Genomic DNA, 15,517 nt, shown 5'->3' with positions numbered 1-15,517 from the left:
GGATTAGCTGTAGATCTGAGAAAAAAAATTGCCCCATTTGTCGAAGGTGTAGAACTTGGCTAAGTCTAGTGAAGTAGAGCATTAAGGGCGCCGTCCTGCGCTATGCTGGCTAGTACTGGGTCAATCATAAATTCATATTTCTGAATTTATATTTCGTTGGTTATCCGAACCCTGTTAGCCATAAGGGGAGGCACATCCTTGGCTGCACGCCAGAACGAGCCTCAGTTCGCTTTTTTCTGCTGTTAACTTTCCCTACTAGTGTCAGGCCGTTGTCCCTAATCTAAGCAAGATTCAGCAAACTGTTGGTGTGAGTAATTTAGACTCTTTGTTGCAGACTCTGTTAACGGACTTACCGGATCTGCGTTCACAGATGTATTTCAAGTCGTCTCTCAATGCCCTCTGTCGGGCCATTGAGGATGTGGTTTTGGCGGGCAATGAAGCGCCCCTCGTTATCGCTAGTTTTCAGCAAGAGCGTTTTTACCGGCAAGAAACCCGTCGATATCAGCGCATTGCTCAGAAGACAGACCATGTCTATGTCCTCGCGGCACCTGAACCGGAATCCAGTTTTGCGATCGCATCGGATCAATACGAAACTATTCCCCTCGATATCGAGGATAGTTTGGCCAACGAAAAACATTTGATTATCGTCGGTCAAGACTACACGGCTTGCTTAGCCTGTCAGGAACAGCAGAAAATACTCACTTCCGTGGAACAGTCCCAACGGTATGAGGGCATTTGGACCTTTGAGCGGGACGTTTGCCTGCATGCAGCCAGCCTGTTGTTGGATCGGATTGCCCAATATCGTCCTGAGCTAGCGTCCAAAGTCAAGCAGGCTAAGCAGCAATACTGTTTAACCTCGGCCTCTTCCATTCCGCCTTTGCCCGTCTTGCAATCTCGGGTGTTTGGCCAGCGACTGGTCACCTATTTACAGGCGAGCCAATACAAATTACTCAAAGCGTATCGAGCCCTATCGGCAAAAGAACGAAAAGAGCGGTTTGCCAATGCCATGACGGCTGCGATTCGTCAGTCCCTCGATCCTAAAGAAGTATTGGCGGTTGCCGTCAATGAGCTAGGGAAGGTATTTGAGCATTGTCGGTGTATTCTCTACTGTTGCGATCGCGCCGCTGAAGCAGTTGAAATTGAATATGAGTTTGTGGCTCCTGGCTTGCCCTCATTACAAGGGACTCCCTGGCCCATTAGCACCAACCCCCTCTTATCCATTGCCTTAGCCCAAGAACGGGCCATTGCCATTGCCGATGTCTTTGAAGTTCAACACCTTCGCCAGGATAAAGAATTTGCAGCCAAATTAGAAAAATGGCAGATTCATTCCTGGTTGATTGCTCCGATTCGGCATCAGGGAGAGTTGCTGGGGGTCTTAGAGTTACACCATGGGGGACCACTGATTTATCAATGGCATGAAAATGATATTGCCTTGGTGGAAGCTATTGCTGCCCAAGCCGGTGTTGCCCTCACTCAAGCCCAAGCCTATTCTGATTCGGAATCTCTCAACCGCAACTTGGCTGCTCTAGAGCAAACCCGGAGTAATTTGATTGCCATTGTGGGCCATGAACTGCGGACTCCCCTGTCTACCATCCAGGTGTGTTTAGAAAGTTTGGATAGTGAACCGGATATTTCGCCGGTCTTTCGCCAAGCCTTACTCAGTACAGCCCTAGAAGACCTCGGTCGCCTGCGGGATTTGATTCAGGATATTTTGATTCTCTCTCGGTTAGAGGGGGGACAAATCTATAACCAAATCGAATCGATTGAGTTTCAGGAAACGTTAGAGCTAGCTCTAAGTTCAATTCGTTCGAGCAATAACAGTAAAGAGTTACCCTCGATCAGTGTTGATGTTGATCCTCATCTGCCGACGATTCAAGTGGATGCGGAAGGCCTAGAAGAAGTGCTTAATCGGATTCTAGATAATGCCTGTAAGTTCACCGGGGCCGAAGGAGAAGTCAATATTCAAGCCCTCATTTCCCCAGAAGATCATTGTTTAGAAGTCATTGTTGCCGATACAGGTAGAGGCATCGAGCCTAGTCTGCTGGAATCTATCTTTGACTCCTTCTATCAAGAAGAGGATTTCCTGCGGCGTAGTAAAGGGGGAACAGGCTTAGGATTAGCCATTTGCCGACAGGTCATTCAAGGGATGAATGGCAGAATTTGGGCTGAATCCGCTGGACGTGATCAAGGCAGTGCGTTTCATTTTACGCTGCCCCTAGAATCGCCTAGTAATTCTCAAGACCTTACGCCGGTCACCCAAACCAGCCATCCTTGACCCTTTAGAGGGGCCGAGAATAGCCCAAGGCATCCTTCACTTTCGTTAAGGTCTCGTTTGCAATTGCACTCGCTTGGTCTTGGCCTTTTTGGAGGACTGCCTCCAGATCTTGTTTATGGGTCATTAATTCCGTGTAGCGATCTTGGATCGGTCGCAGGCCTTCAATCATCACCTCAGTCAGCAAGGGCTTGAATTGTCCCCAGCCCATATCAGCACATTCTTCGGCGACTGCAGTTTTCGTTTGCCCCGACATTAACTGATATAAGGTGAGCAAATTTTGGCATTCTGGACGGTCTGGATCATCAAAACTCAGTCCTCGAACTGGATCGGTTTTGCAGCGCTTAAGTTTATTGCGGATTTGCTCAGGGGTGTCTAGTAAAGTAATTCGGCTTTGTTCGGAGGGATCTGACTTTGACATTTTATTGGTGCCGTCTGTCAGGCTCATAATCCGGGCTCCCTCTGGGCGAATGAGAGGTTCAGGCAGTTTGAGAATGGGATCTTCTTCAGTTCCATACTGAAAGTTCAGGCGGGCTGCAATATCCCTTGTTAGCTCTAGATGCTGTTTTTGGTCTTCGCCCACAGGCACTAAATCAGCCTGATACAGCAGGATGTCGGCTGCTTGCAAAACTGGATAATCCAGTAAGCCAATGCTGACGTTCTCTCCCTGCTTCAGGGCTTTCTCTTTAAACTGAATCATGCGCTCCAGCCAATTGAGCGGTGTAATACAGTTAAATAGCCAGGCCAGCTCCGTATGGGCAGAGATATGGGATTGAACGAAGATCGTGGTGTGTTCAGGATCTAATCCGCAGGCCAAATAGAGGGCAGCCAGGGAATAGGTATTATCGGCTAATTGTTGAGGATCATGGGGAACAGTAATGGCGTGGAGATCCGCAATAAAAAAATAATTTTCATAGTCACTTTGTCCTTCGACCCAATTCCGAATTGCTCCCAAATAATTCCCTAAGTGAAGGGTGCCAGTGGGTTGGACACCCGAGAGAACGCGTTGCTTACCCATGCTTTAATTTTTGAATCGTTGATCACAATGCAATCTGCACAGTGATCTAGTGTGACATAGCTTCTGTCTGCTGGCGCTGAGTTTGTGTACTTAGCTCTATATTCAAAATCAAGGATCCGTATAAGTACGGATCTTGTCTTAAAACGAGTATTCAGGAGGTCAAAATTTATTTATCTTACGCTCAGAGGATTTTGGCGATTCCCTCAAAAAAATCCGAGATACTACGGAAAAATCTCCCAAAAAATACCCTTCAAGTTCAGTAGTTATGCGGTTTAGCCTATTGGGGGTTTGCCGTTAAATTAGATTCATTGGGCTGTCATACCCCCCGCATAAGCCCAGTTCAAGTCCCCGAAATGGCAACTTGCACCGAAAGGGTAAGACGCAAATTAGCAGGCCTAAAATCCAAGCATTAGGGGTATGGATGCTGCTAGTGTCGAAGGGACTTTCCTTAATCTCAGTGAATACTCCCTGTAAGTAATATTGCAGGGAGTATTGCTGCTTTAAACGATTTGAGTCATATCGTTTGAACCCAGCACGTTTCGATAATTGGGACTGACTTGGTATTAAAGTGCAAAATCGCTGTAGCTATTGCTGAGAATTCGAGTTTCTAGCTTAAGCAAGTGATTTTTCGGCAAAAATGGTAAAAAAGGAATTTGTTTACAAAACTTAAAATTTGAGGCAATTTAATTTCTGTTGCGGTAGATTCGTCTCTCTCACAGGTTTTGCGGTTCCAATTTGGAAAAAATTTGGTTTCTGTTTCGAGAGATTAAGGTTTGCTGAATTTTTCCAATCCAAGTGAGTGAGCGCTCTAAAATTAGTCCATAGAATAATTTTCAGTTCTAATCACAATTGACTCTAGTTGCTTTTTCAGAGTTGTTTGGCATAATGTAGCGAGTACCTGAAAATTTGCATAAGTATTGGCTTACACAGCTTATTTCGCGAATTTATGGTAATTTCATCTTCGAGTATCAAGCGGGGAAAACCATCTAAGGATCGAATCTCAACTATGAAATTGTTAAAAACATGTGGCTCATTGACTGCCTTATCCCTGGTCGTTTTGTATAACGCCATCAACATTCCCCTGAGCCATGCCGCTCAGCTCGGTCTGGGAGATTCTATAGAGACTGACTCCCAGCTGAATACTAATACTGCACAAAGTGATGTGTGCGAAGAAGAGCCTGTTATTTCACCTGAAGCTCTAAAAGATTCATCTAGCCCCCTAAGCCAGTCTTTAGGGCCTAATTTGATGGCTAGTGCCTCTACCTCCGACGTTTCTACTGGATTGCTAGCGTCTCGAACGCTCATTGCAGAGAATGGACTGATTGATTGTGGTATTGGCGGTGTAGCACCCGAAGGGGGTCTTCCCGCTGCAGCAGGCTTTCCTTTGGCAGCTGCGTTGATTCCAGCGGGTGCCGCTGCTGCTGCACTTCCGTTTGTGGTCGGGGGTGATGATTCAGCGGATCCTGCACCTGCACCGCCAGCGATTGACCCACCTGATGCAATTCCTCCTAGCGTTCCTGAGCCTGCTGAAGCAGCTACTGCTGGTCTATTTGCCTGTTTGGGGATTGTCGGTGTGTTAGCCAGACGGAAGATGAACCGCTCTCACTAATTCCTTAGACTGAAGATTCTCATTGCCTGGGTGATTGCGATTCAATCATGCCAGTGGTGAATCAAGATTCGATCCTTAATAAATAAATGCCTTGAAGAGAAAAGTCTTCAAGGCATTTCTATTGGTTAATACATTTCCGTTATGAGTTAGCTCAACTGATGGTTGTTTGTGGATTCAAAATGTTGGGATTATCATCCAACTGGAATTGGGATGTCGTACTCAGGTCGCTACTCTGTGAATGTTCCCCAGCGGCTTCGAAACCGGCATCATGAATGAGTTGGTAGACTTGGTCAACACTATGCCCCCTAGTGGCTAAATAGCCCTCTACAAAGAGAGAGTTGGCTGGGTATAGTGCTAAGGCTTGCAGACCCCGCAGATGACCTTCTCTCCCACCCCCAATCCGAATCTCAGCTTTGGGATTCACAAATCGGAACAGGCAAAGAATCCGTAAGCAGCGCTGGGGTGTGAGCTGGTTACAGTCATAAATGGGATTCCCAGAAATCGGTATGAGGAAGTTAATGGGAATGGACGGGACTTGATAGTTGTGCAGCTGATAGGCAACATCAACGATATCCTGGTCTGTTTCTCCCATGCCCGCAATCATGCCGCTACATAAATCTAGTCCGGCTGAACGAGCTGCTTTTAAGGTGTTGATCCGGTCTTGAAAGGTGTGAGTGGTGACAATATCAGCCGTATGGGACTCGCTGGTGTTGAGATTGTGGTTGAGGCGGTCCAGGCCCGCTTCCTTGAGGAGGGTGGCCTGTTCTTGGTCCATCAAGCCAGCGGAAAGACAGGTTTGAATGCCTACTTCATTTTTGATGCGGCTAATAATATGGGCTAAATGCTGGGTCCGTTCTGCGGTAGGTCCTCTGCCGCTCGATACCATACAGTAGCGATATACCCCTTTCGCTTTGGCTTCATGGGCCTCTTGGATAATGTCTTCTTCGCTTTTGAGGGGATATTTTTTGATGGGGGCGTCGGAAATTTTGGACTGGGCACAATAGCCACAATCTTCTGGGCAGAGGCCGTTTTGAATATCATTGATGCGATGCAGCATTACCTGCCGACCAAAATAGGTCATCCGCACTTCCCCCGCTGCTGCGACCAAGGACAGCAGGTCGATAGTGGGGTCCGATAATATGGCTAAAGCTGAAGCTTGGGGGAAAGTCTCTTCTGACAAAGCGATTTTGACCCACTCACTGAAATCGCTGCCCATACTTGACCTCTGACTTCCCTAACGGTGTAACTTAGTCAGAATATCGTATTGCGTATCCGGTCTGAACCAAACGTTGCGCAACATTAAGCCCCATAAATACGCTGACCATCTCCAGGGAGTAAGGTCAGCATGGAGGGATGAATCTTTTGACCAATGGTGACTTCAATATCGCCATCCCAGTTTTCAATCGATAGGATTTTGTTGTCAGGTCCCTGATAGTCGAAATATTGACATCGCTCTGCGTTGCGATTGAGGGTCGATCCTGTGCGGGTCATGTGGGCCATCCCCGATCCTTTATGGCGATAGCTTTCATTGGCGAAGGTCAGTTCAGGAGGAGGATTGGTGCCCACTTCTAGGGCAGTGGTGACTTCCAATAACGCCACTTCAACCACATCATCCTCTTCGACGGAGAGCCATTGGCGGCGGCTACCGTCTAGGAGTAGGTATTCTAGCCAGGAGTAACCTTGATCGTCGTAGACCAGTTTGCCTTCAACCACCCAGTCCGTTCCCATATGTTGGACAATATCACCGACTTCCAAGGTAAAGACGGTGCGTTCGAGGGACGGCAACGCTTGGGGTTGGGATGTAAAGGGTAGAGATTTTCCGGATTGTTGTCTCATGTAGAGGACAACACCCAATACGCCCATGATGATGATAAATAGCCAAAGGTAAGCCATAGTCTGCCTCTAGAGTGTTTCAATAATAGGCCGACCAGCGTGGATCGGCTTGGTACTGAACTATAACTGGATCGGTGAGCCGATTGATCTTGGCTTTACCGATAGAAATATCTGCGGGAAGTTGAAAGAGTTCGGGGAGGAGTGCTGGAGTTAAGAACCGAGTTGGAATCGTTAAACTTTGGGCTGAAAACTGTACGGGTTTTGGAGAAGCTAATACAAACCCCCAGGGGCCAAAGCTCGGCACATTGACGGTGTAGGGATAAACTTGTAAATCAGTCGCTGCTAAGGTTGTGGCAATACAGTCCATGACCTTCGGGGCGAAGAATGGGCTGGACGCCTGGGTGACGAAGATGCCTTCGGGGGCAAGGCGAGAGAGGAGCTTTCGATAGAATCCTTGGGAGTAGAGCTTGGCAAGGGCAGGGCGATCGGGGTCGGGGAAATCGGCAATGATCACGTCAAAGGTATCGGGAAGTTGGGGAGCTAGCTTAAAGGCATCTCCAAAGATCACTTCTACTCGTGGATCGTCTAAGGCACGAGCATTGCGGTCAACCAGTACAGGATACTGACGGGCTAGCTTCACGACGGCAGGATCCAGCTCAATGAGCACAACTTTTTCAACTTCCGGCCATTTGAGGATTTCCCGTAGGGCCATGCCATCCCCGGCTCCGAGCACTAGAACCTGGCGTCTTTGGGCATTGGTACTCAGGGCTGGATGGACTAGGGCTTCGTGATAGCGGTATTCATCGACAGTGGAAAGCTGGAGGTCACCATCTAGATAGAGTCGCGTATCGTTGCCAGAGCGGGTGAGGACAATGCGTTGGTAGCTGGACTGAATGCGACTGACAATGGGGGCTCGGTACAGGGTATTTTCTAAGCGATCGCTAAACGGTATCACGAAGGGAGAAAATACACATAAGCCAACGCCAATGCAGAGGCCCCAATAACTCCAGGACCGCATGCCCCGAAATAAACGCCCTAACCGAAACACCATAAAGGCTGGTAATGACCCAATCAGAACCGCTGTGGGAAACAGTCCCAACAAAGGCAGCAGCAACACGGGAAACGCTAAGGAGCCGACTAAAGCCCCGACATAATCTAAGGCTAAGACCCCCGCGAGGGCGAATTTGACATCCCGATCTTGTTCAATGATGCGGGTCAAAATGGGAACTTCTAGGCCCGATAGAATGCCCAAAATAAGGGTGACTAGAAACAGCCCCAGCCAAATAGGTCCATCCGCGACAAAAACGACGAATAGCCCGATGGGTAAGATAGCTGTTAAAGGAGCAATTAGAAGCTCAATTTGTAAAAAAACTTTGAGTAACTGGCGTTGTTGATTGTCGACGGCGATGAATTGGCTGACATAGGCCCCTAATCCCATGGCTGCCAGAAAGCCGCCCACGGCGACACCGTAAGCTAAGGCGGTATTGCCGACTAAATAACTGGCTAGGGTCCCTAAGAGCAATTCTGCGGCTAGGCCAACGCTCGAAGAGATGGCCGCTGCTGCGAGTAACCAGCGCTGCTGACGAGAGCTGAGGGGAATAGGTTCAGGCCTCTGTGTCACAGAGGTCGATTCTGACCCAGGCATACCGAAGCTTACTTACCCACACCCAGACTGCCACCGCGGAAACCGCTGTAGGAAGACCGGGCTGGGGAGACAATCCAGACACCACTCCGATAGCGTCCTGAGGTTCGGGTGCCTCGACGGGTCCAGTGATTGGTTTGGCGCTCTTGTCGGAGCTGAAAGGCGGAACGTTGGGTGTATGCAGCCAAGATAGAAGCGACTACAATTCCGACCGTTGCGACTGAAAAAAGTTTTGTCAGCATAGTTAAAAAAGTTTCTACTGCCATCCTAAATGAGAAAAACTTGAGTTGCACCTTTGGGAGTGGGGCTGGCTTCAAGCCGCAGCGATATGGGCGACCTTAACGGCCCCTAAGGTCACGGCACCTTGCTTGATGATTAGCCGAGTTGAATCCACCGGGGCATCGGGGGTGACTTCTACATAGAATCCGTAGGAGCTGGGCTTTTCCAGCACTAGAAAAAAGGTGGCCTGGCCATGGGTACTGTCGATATCGCCGTCTTCATCCCGCTTGAATTTGAGGGGCATCACTTCCGAGGCATTAAACAGCTCGTCGCCATTGCCGTCCCGCACCATCAATCGGCAGTTGAGAGAGGGGGGAGAGGTCTCATCGGCTACGGTTTTGACCACAACTTTGATCAGCTTGTTGGGGCCCCCGACATTGACTCGGTCTCCTAAATCGCTATCCCCAATGCTTTTATCGCTTAAGGTGGCTCCCGCCGACTTAGAAAATAAACAAGTTAAACCAGCCATCAGTAATCCACCCCAAAAGCCAGGCCATAAATAGCGGGTGTCGATAATGCCTTGATTGACTTTGATGCGGAAGGAAACGGATTCGGTGAGGGGCTGGTTTCGCGAGGTGCCATACTCCAGTACCTCTACCACAACATTAAGGGATTCAGGTTTGGCACTACTGATATCTAAACCTGCGTCTAAGTCATCTTCTTGCCAGGTTCCTGTTTGTCCTTCTTCACGCCAAACTCCTGACTCCTTCCAGGCATTTTTGAGACCTGCAGCTAGGACTTTATCTTGCTGGTCGCGAATTTGCACCTCATAGGCCAGGTAGCGATTGGAGGGGATCCTGGCAGTGACATCTACTCTGACCGCGCCAATGGCTTGGGGCTTAACTTTAATCGGCTGTAATCGTGCAGGTTTACCTTCCTGGGCCTGTAAAGTTTTGGAGGCTAGCGGTTTTACGAAAAAAATAGAACTCAAGCCTGCCAAAATGATCATGCCTACGGAACCAAGGGCCAAGTAGACCCAAATGTTCATGAACCGGCGTGTTGTTTTGTATTCAACTTGACTGGGCATGGGGATTGATGGCGGATAACAGTAAGAGATGCAGGTGAGGTGAGTCAGGAGGGTGGACCTGGAGGCCAGTATAGCTTGGCTAGAAGGCTAACAATTTGACGAAGACCTTAAGAGTCGGCATAGACCAGCTTTGGAATTGAGTAATGATCTGGAAGGGATAATGCTGAAGGTCACACCATAAACTGGTTGTTATTGCTCGTATAAATGGACATCTCCCGGACAACTTATGAAGCAAACTACGATTGCTGCGATCGCAACCGCTATTGTGCCCCAACAAGGCAGTATTGGTATCGTTCGCCTGTCGGGTGCCGAGGCCGTATCGATGGCTCAGCAGCTTTTTCAGGCACCGGGAAACCAGCTATGGGAGAGTCATCGGGTTCTTTATGGTTATATTCGAAATCCTTCAACGCAGCAGGTGATTGATGAAGGTTTGTTACTGCTGATGCTAGCGCCTCGCTCCTATACCCGTGAGGACGTGGTGGAATTGCATTGTCATGGGGGAATAATCGCGGTGCAGCAGGTGTTAGAGGCCTGTTTACAGGTAGGAGCAGAACTCGCCCAGCCTGGAGAATTTACCCTTAGAGCTTTTCTGAATGGGCGGTTGGATTTGACCCAAGCAGAAGGCGTAGCAGATCTGGTGGGGGCTCGTTCTCCCCAAGCGGCGCAAGCAGCCCTAGCGGGAGTGCAGGGTAAGTTGGCCTCCCCCATTCGAGAGCTGCGGCAGCGCTGTCTAGATACCTTGGCAGAAGTAGAGGCTAGAGTCGATTTCGAAGATGATTTACCTCCTTTGGATGAATCTGGTGTTCAGGCAGAACTGCAGGAGATTCACGCCACACTCCAGGCGATTTTAGCGACGGCAGACCAGGGAGAATTATTGCGAAATGGGCTGAAGGTGGCAATCATAGGCCGTCCGAATGTGGGTAAATCGAGCTTGTTGAATGCGTGGTGTCGATGCGATCGCGCCATTGTTACGGACCTCCCTGGCACCACGCGGGATGTGGTGGAATCCCAGTTAGTCGTGGGTGGGATTCCTGTTCAGGTTTTGGATACCGCCGGTATTCGGGAGACGAAAGATCAGGTCGAACAAATAGGCGTGAACCGATCCCATCAAGCGGCCCAGTCTGCCGATCTAGTCTTGCTCACCATTGATGCTGCAGCCGGATGGACAGCTGCAGATCAGCACCTCTATCAAGCCTTTCAAGATCTACCGATGATTTTGATTATTAATAAGGTAGATTTAGTCCCCACACAGAAGGTGAACTATCCAGACACGATTACTCAGGTGGTGTCGACCATTGCTGCTCAAAACCAGGGCATTTCCGCCTTGGAAACCGCGATTTTGGATACAGTGCAAACTCAGTCCCTGCAAGCTGCCAATCTAGATTGGGCTATTAATCAGCGACAGGCAGCAGCATTGCAAAAAGCCCAAACGGCTTTAGAGCATGTGCAAGGTGCGATGGCAGATCAACTACCGTTAGATTTCTGGACCATCGACCTGCGAGGTGCGATTCAAGCCTTAGGCGAAATCACTGGAGAAGACATTACAGAATCGGTCTTAGATCGCATTTTTAGTCGATTTTGCATTGGTAAATAATGGCTTGTTAAGCCCCTTAGATCACTGCTATATGGGGCTTAAGAGTATTTTTATTTGTTTATTTGTTCCAACGGCAGGAAATACTGGGAATTCTAGGTATAGTAACCGGCCCAAATATTCAGGACGTCGGATTGACCTGCCTTTGGAATCAAACATTTGTTTAAGTTACTACGATACTTTTCGATTGCGAGTTTAGTTGCCTGTAGCGGTGCCACTCTCTTCTTGTGGCATCAGGATCAACAAACAACAACGGCTCAACTCATCAGCGCAAGTGAGCAAAAGAATGTTGAAGTCACCCAAATCGTTGCCAATGTGGTGTGGCCCCAGCATCAGTCTTTTCTAAGTTCCACAGAGGCATTATCTCAAGAGGAACTACAAGACCATCCTCAGACGGCTGAGATTAATCAGACGGTCCGTCGGTTGATTAAAGGTACCTCCATTGCCAAACTTAAAATCTTTGATCTGAAGGGTCGAGTGGTTTTCTCGACGGATACGAAACAAATTGGTCAGGATAAATCTAAATATGGTGGTTTTCTGACCGCTCGTTCCGGTGAAACCATCACGAAACTGTCCCATAAAAGTAAATTTCGGGGAGTCCAGGGGCTCCTGACAGAAAAGAAGTTTATTTCCAGCTATTTACCGCTACAGCCTCAAGCCTCTACTTCAGATATTGAAGGCGTCATCGAAGTCTATAGCAATGTCACACCCCTGGTAAATCAAATTGAAGAAGCTCAGCAAGAAGGGCTTATCGCCGTCGTGGTTACCTTTTTGGGCCTGTATGGCGTGTTGGTGATCATCGTGGGCTATGCCCAAGCCATTCTGATTCGCCAAGAGAAGGCGAAACAAGCCGCTGAAGCTAAGCTGGCTGAAGAATCTGAAGCCCTGGCCCGTTCCAATGAAGCCCTGATCCGTTCCAATAAAGAATTAGAGCAGTTTGCCTATGTGGCATCCCATGACTTGCAGGAGCCTTTACGGAAAATTGAGGCCTTTGGCGATCGACTTAAAAGCAAGTGCAGTGATGATCTGAGTGAAAGAGGACAAGATTATGTAGACCGGATGCAAAAAGCAGCCGGGCGGATGCGGCAGCTCGTCCAAAATCTCTTAGCCTTTTCGCGAGTGACGAGCAAGTCGAAACCTTTTACCTCGGTCAATTTGAATGAGGTGGTCGATAGCGTGTTAGATGATCTTGAAATTCGGATTCGAGAAACAGAAGCCCAAGTCAATGTCGCTTCACTGTCTGTCATTGATGCCGAACCCATGCAAATTCGGCAGCTGTTTCAAAACCTGCTTAGCAATGCCCTTAAATTCCGACAGCCCGATCAGCCTTTATGCATCACCGTGGGTGGGCAGCCTATGGCCGATGGCGGGGATGACTCCTTGCAGCAGTCTGGAAACATGTATCAGATCCGTGTAGCTGATAACGGTATTGGCTTTGAGCAAAAATATACAGATCGTATCTTTAGAGTGTTTCAGCGTTTGCATAGCCGCAATGAATATGACGGCACGGGCATTGGTTTAGCGGTCTGCGCCAAAATTGCTGAGCATCATGGTGGCACGATTACCGCAGATAGTACCCCTGGCCAGGGCGCAACTTTTATCATTACCCTACCGTTTACCCAACTTCCCATGGAGAGTGCATCATGACCACCGTCAAAACTGCCCCAATCACCATTTTGATGGCTGATGATGATGAAGATGATCGGATGCTAACGGCTGAAGCTCTAGAAGAAAGCCGTCTGAGTAATGAAATTCGCTTTGTTGAAAATGGCGAAGAGTTGATGAACTATTTGTTTCGTCGTGGGCAATATACTGATCCCAAAACATCCCCCCGGCCTGGCTTGATCTTGCTCGACCTCAATATGCCGAAAAAAGATGGTCGCGAAGCCTTACAAGAAATTAAAGCAAATCCTGAACTGCGCCGAATTCCGATTGTTGTCTTAACAACCTCTAATACTGATATCGATATTTACCGCAGTTATGACCTAGGAGCGAATACATACATTACCAAGCCAGTCACCTTTGATGCATTGGTAGAGGTGATGCAGACCCTAGGTCAGTACTGGTTTACCGTTGTGGCATTACCCCCGGAGCAATGTTGTGAGGCATCTTGATCAATTGCAGATCAAAATATTGCTGGTTGAAGATGATGAAGATGATTTTTTCTTGTTTGAAGATCTGCTAGATGATTTTCAAAGCATCCAATTTGGCCTGGACTGGGTGGATACCTACGACAAAGGGTTAGATGCGGTTCAAAAGCGGCAACATGATGTCTATGTATTTGATTTTCGCTTAGGCAGTCGGACGGGCTTGGACCTACTAGAAGAAGTGGTGTCCCTCGGCTATCGAATTCCGATTATTTTGTTGACGGGCCAGGAAGATCGCGAAACTGACTTGGCCGCTATGGATGCGGGAGCGACGGACTATTTGGTCAAAGGCATGATCACGTCTGCCTTGCTGGAACGCTCCATTCGGTATGCGATCAACCATACCCGGGCATTGGTCGCTTTACAGGAGCGGGAATCACAGTATGATTTGGTCGCCCAGGCGTCTAATGATGGTCTCTGGGATTGGAACTTACAAACCCACCAAGTCTATTATTCGCCTCGTTGGGCGGCGATTATTGGCCAGGGTGGACAAGCATTACAGCCAGAAATTCAAGAATGGTTTGAGCGCATTCATCCCGAAGATAAGGACCGGTTTAAAACCGACTTGCGACGTCACTTACGACGTGAAACATCGGCCTTTGAATGCCAATATCGAATTTTGCACCAAGATCAGACCTATCGTTGGGTCAGTAGTCGAGGCATGGCTGTTTTTGGACCTGATCAACGTTCTGTTTTACGCATGGCAGGGTCCCAGACCGATCTCACCCACCATATTGCCCTCTATGACCATCTAACGGGCTTGCCGAGTCGGGCTTTATTTTTGGATCAACTCCGTCGTACCCTCACGCGGGTCAATCGCCAAACTAATTATCTGTTTGCCGTCCTGTTTTTAGATTGCGATCGCTTTAAGGTGATCAACGATAGTTTGGGCCATGGGATTGGCGATCAGCTTTTGATTGGCGTGGCCCAGCGGCTGACGGCTGCGTTGCGACCCGGTGATGTGATTGCTCGCTTGGGAGGAGATGAATTTGCCATTCTCCTTGAGAATATTGCCGGGCCCGATCAGGCTGAGCATGTTGCTAGTCGTCTGAACCGAGAACTAGAAAAAGCCTTTGAACTCCAGGGACATACGGTCTACATCTCCGCCAGTATTGGCATTGCCCTCAATTCAGAACATTCGCTCCAGGCTGAAAATTTATTGCGAGATGCAGATAATGCTATGTATCGAGCGAAGGCGCTAGGCAAGTCCAGATATGTTGTGTTTGAATCCTCAATGCACGATCGCGTCCAGGCATTGCTGAGAGTAGAAACGGATCTAAGAGCAGCGATTGCCAACCAGGAGTTTCAGCTGTACTATCAACCGATTGTTTCCTTAGCCACCCATGAGATTGTCAGCTTAGAAGCGTTGATCCGTTGGCAGCATCCTGAGCGAGGTCTAGTCTCGCCCCTGGAATTTATTCCTGTGGCGGAGGAAACGGGATTGATCTTAGCCATTGGTCAGTGGGTGCTGGAAGAAGCCTGTCAACAGTTATGGCAATGGCATCAGACCCTGACCGAGATTCCGCCCTTGAGTATTAGTGTTAATCTTTCCCGTAAGCAGTTTTCTCAGGCGAGTTTAGGCCAACAAATCCAATCGATTCTATCGGAGACGGGAGTAAGTGCCCGCCACCTCAAACTCGAAATTACCGAAACCATGATCATGGAAAATGAGGTGATGGTTGCTGAACTGATCAGTCAACTGCGTGCTTTAGGTCTTCAACTCCAGATCGACGACTTTGGCACGGGGTATTCCTCCCTTAGTTTTTTACATAATTTTCCCTTAGACACCCTGAAAATCGATCGTTCCTTTATCGAAGGCTTGGTGACGGATACAGAAAAGTCAGAAATTGTGCGAACTATGATTACCTTGGCCCATAACTTAGGCATGACTGCCATTGCCGAGGGGGTTGAAACCCAGTCACAGCTTCAATGGCTCCAGCAGCATCATTGTGATTGTGTGCAAGGCTACTTACTGTCTAAGCCCCTATCAGCGGATCAAATGCAAAGGGCGTTGACGCAGTCTGGCAAGGTGTTTGTGCAATCGCTGGAGACGAGTGCTGTGGTGGTATCTGCCTAATCACTAGCACCTGACAGCAGTG

At 48.5% G+C, this 15,517-nt stretch carries 12 protein-coding genes and 1 riboswitch; of the genes, 6 read left to right on the top strand and 6 right to left on the bottom strand.

Features of this window, described 5'->3' with window-relative positions:
* Window positions 1-307: 307 nt before the first annotated feature.
* Entirely contained in the window at window positions 308-2,275 is a 1,968-nt protein-coding gene (locus I1H34_RS20185; protein ID WP_212662750.1) for a DICT sensory domain-containing protein, read from the top strand.
* Between the two features lie 4 nt (window positions 2,276-2,279).
* Here the strand turns inward: I1H34_RS20185 and trpS are convergent, their stop codons facing one another.
* Window positions 2,280-3,290, bottom strand: a complete 1,011-nt coding sequence (trpS, locus tag I1H34_RS20180; RefSeq protein WP_212662749.1) for a tryptophan--tRNA ligase — start codon at window positions 3,288-3,290, stop codon at window positions 2,280-2,282.
* A gap of 345 nt (window positions 3,291-3,635) precedes the next feature.
* Window positions 3,636-3,728: riboswitch (cyclic di-GMP riboswitch) on the top strand.
* A gap of 568 nt (window positions 3,729-4,296) precedes the next feature.
* Between trpS and I1H34_RS20175 the strand changes: the two genes are divergently transcribed.
* Complete coding sequence (locus tag I1H34_RS20175) at window positions 4,297-4,899, top strand: hypothetical protein (protein WP_212662748.1); 603 nt, start codon at window positions 4,297-4,299, stop codon at window positions 4,897-4,899.
* Window positions 4,900-5,050: 151 nt separating this feature from the next.
* Here the strand turns inward: I1H34_RS20175 and bioB are convergent, their stop codons facing one another.
* The 5 genes from bioB to I1H34_RS20150 form a co-directional block, all read right to left on the bottom strand.
* Window positions 5,051-6,115, bottom strand: a complete 1,065-nt coding sequence (gene bioB / locus I1H34_RS20170) for a biotin synthase BioB (protein ID WP_249369429.1) — start codon at window positions 6,113-6,115, stop codon at window positions 5,051-5,053.
* A gap of 83 nt (window positions 6,116-6,198) precedes the next feature.
* Window positions 6,199-6,792 carry a DUF4178 domain-containing protein gene (locus tag I1H34_RS20165; protein ID WP_212662747.1) on the bottom strand — a complete coding sequence of 198 codons (594 nt, stop codon included), beginning with the start codon at window positions 6,790-6,792 and terminating at the stop codon, window positions 6,199-6,201.
* A gap of 19 nt (window positions 6,793-6,811) precedes the next feature.
* Entirely contained in the window at window positions 6,812-8,377 is a 1,566-nt protein-coding gene (locus I1H34_RS20160) for a polyamine aminopropyltransferase (RefSeq protein WP_212662746.1), read from the bottom strand.
* An 8-nt stretch (window positions 8,378-8,385) separates the two neighbouring features.
* A complete protein-coding gene (locus tag I1H34_RS20155) occupies window positions 8,386-8,616 on the bottom strand; it encodes a hypothetical protein (RefSeq protein WP_212662745.1) in 231 nt (76 codons plus the stop codon).
* A 71-nt stretch (window positions 8,617-8,687) separates the two neighbouring features.
* A complete protein-coding gene (locus I1H34_RS20150) occupies window positions 8,688-9,680 on the bottom strand; it encodes a hypothetical protein (RefSeq protein ID WP_212662744.1) in 993 nt (330 codons plus the stop codon).
* 226 nt (window positions 9,681-9,906) lie between these two features.
* On the opposite strand from I1H34_RS20150, the gene mnmE reads away from it, so the two are divergent.
* From mnmE to I1H34_RS20130, 4 genes are all read left to right on the top strand, one after another.
* Complete coding sequence (mnmE, locus tag I1H34_RS20145; RefSeq protein ID WP_212662743.1) at window positions 9,907-11,274, top strand: tRNA uridine-5-carboxymethylaminomethyl(34) synthesis GTPase MnmE; 1,368 nt, start codon at window positions 9,907-9,909, stop codon at window positions 11,272-11,274.
* Between the two features lie 156 nt (window positions 11,275-11,430).
* Window positions 11,431-12,918 carry a sensor histidine kinase gene (locus tag I1H34_RS20140; RefSeq protein WP_212662742.1) on the top strand — a complete coding sequence of 496 codons (1,488 nt, stop codon included), beginning with the start codon at window positions 11,431-11,433 and terminating at the stop codon, window positions 12,916-12,918.
* On the top strand, window positions 12,915-13,385 hold the full coding sequence (locus tag I1H34_RS20135; protein ID WP_212662741.1) for a response regulator: 471 nt from the start codon (window positions 12,915-12,917) through the stop codon (window positions 13,383-13,385). The genes I1H34_RS20140 and I1H34_RS20135 overlap by 4 nt, the downstream gene beginning before the upstream one ends.
* Complete coding sequence (locus I1H34_RS20130; protein WP_212662740.1) at window positions 13,372-15,495, top strand: putative bifunctional diguanylate cyclase/phosphodiesterase; 2,124 nt, start codon at window positions 13,372-13,374, stop codon at window positions 15,493-15,495. The genes I1H34_RS20135 and I1H34_RS20130 overlap by 14 nt, the downstream gene beginning before the upstream one ends.
* The last annotated feature ends 22 nt before the right edge of the window (window positions 15,496-15,517 follow it).

Source organism: Acaryochloris marina S15, assembly GCF_018336915.1.
Taxonomy (GTDB): domain Bacteria; phylum Cyanobacteriota; class Cyanobacteriia; order Thermosynechococcales; family Thermosynechococcaceae; genus Acaryochloris; species Acaryochloris marina_A.
Note: the sequence above shows the minus strand (reverse complement) of the source record. Positions and strands in the feature narration are given on the sequence as shown.

What these genes read in the sequence shown, in the direction of transcription:
- trpS (WP_212662749.1), bottom strand. Translation starts at nt 3,290, where the DNA reads ATGGGTAAGCAACGCGTTCTCTCGGGTGTCCAACCCACTGGCACCCTT.
- I1H34_RS20175 (WP_212662748.1), top strand. Translation starts at nt 4,297, where the DNA reads ATGAAATTGTTAAAAACATGTGGCTCATTGACTGCCTTATCCCTGGTC.
- bioB (WP_249369429.1), bottom strand. Translation starts at nt 6,115, where the DNA reads ATGGGCAGCGATTTCAGTGAGTGGGTCAAAATCGCTTTGTCAGAAGAG.
- I1H34_RS20165 (WP_212662747.1), bottom strand. Translation starts at nt 6,792, where the DNA reads ATGGCTTACCTTTGGCTATTTATCATCATCATGGGCGTATTGGGTGTT.
- I1H34_RS20160 (WP_212662746.1), bottom strand. Translation starts at nt 8,377, where the DNA reads ATGCCTGGGTCAGAATCGACCTCTGTGACACAGAGGCCTGAACCTATT.
- I1H34_RS20155 (WP_212662745.1), bottom strand. Translation starts at nt 8,616, where the DNA reads ATGCTGACAAAACTTTTTTCAGTCGCAACGGTCGGAATTGTAGTCGCT.
- I1H34_RS20150 (WP_212662744.1), bottom strand. Translation starts at nt 9,680, where the DNA reads ATGCCCAGTCAAGTTGAATACAAAACAACACGCCGGTTCATGAACATT.
- mnmE (WP_212662743.1), top strand. Translation starts at nt 9,907, where the DNA reads ATGAAGCAAACTACGATTGCTGCGATCGCAACCGCTATTGTGCCCCAA.
- I1H34_RS20135 (WP_212662741.1), top strand. Translation starts at nt 12,915, where the DNA reads ATGACCACCGTCAAAACTGCCCCAATCACCATTTTGATGGCTGATGAT.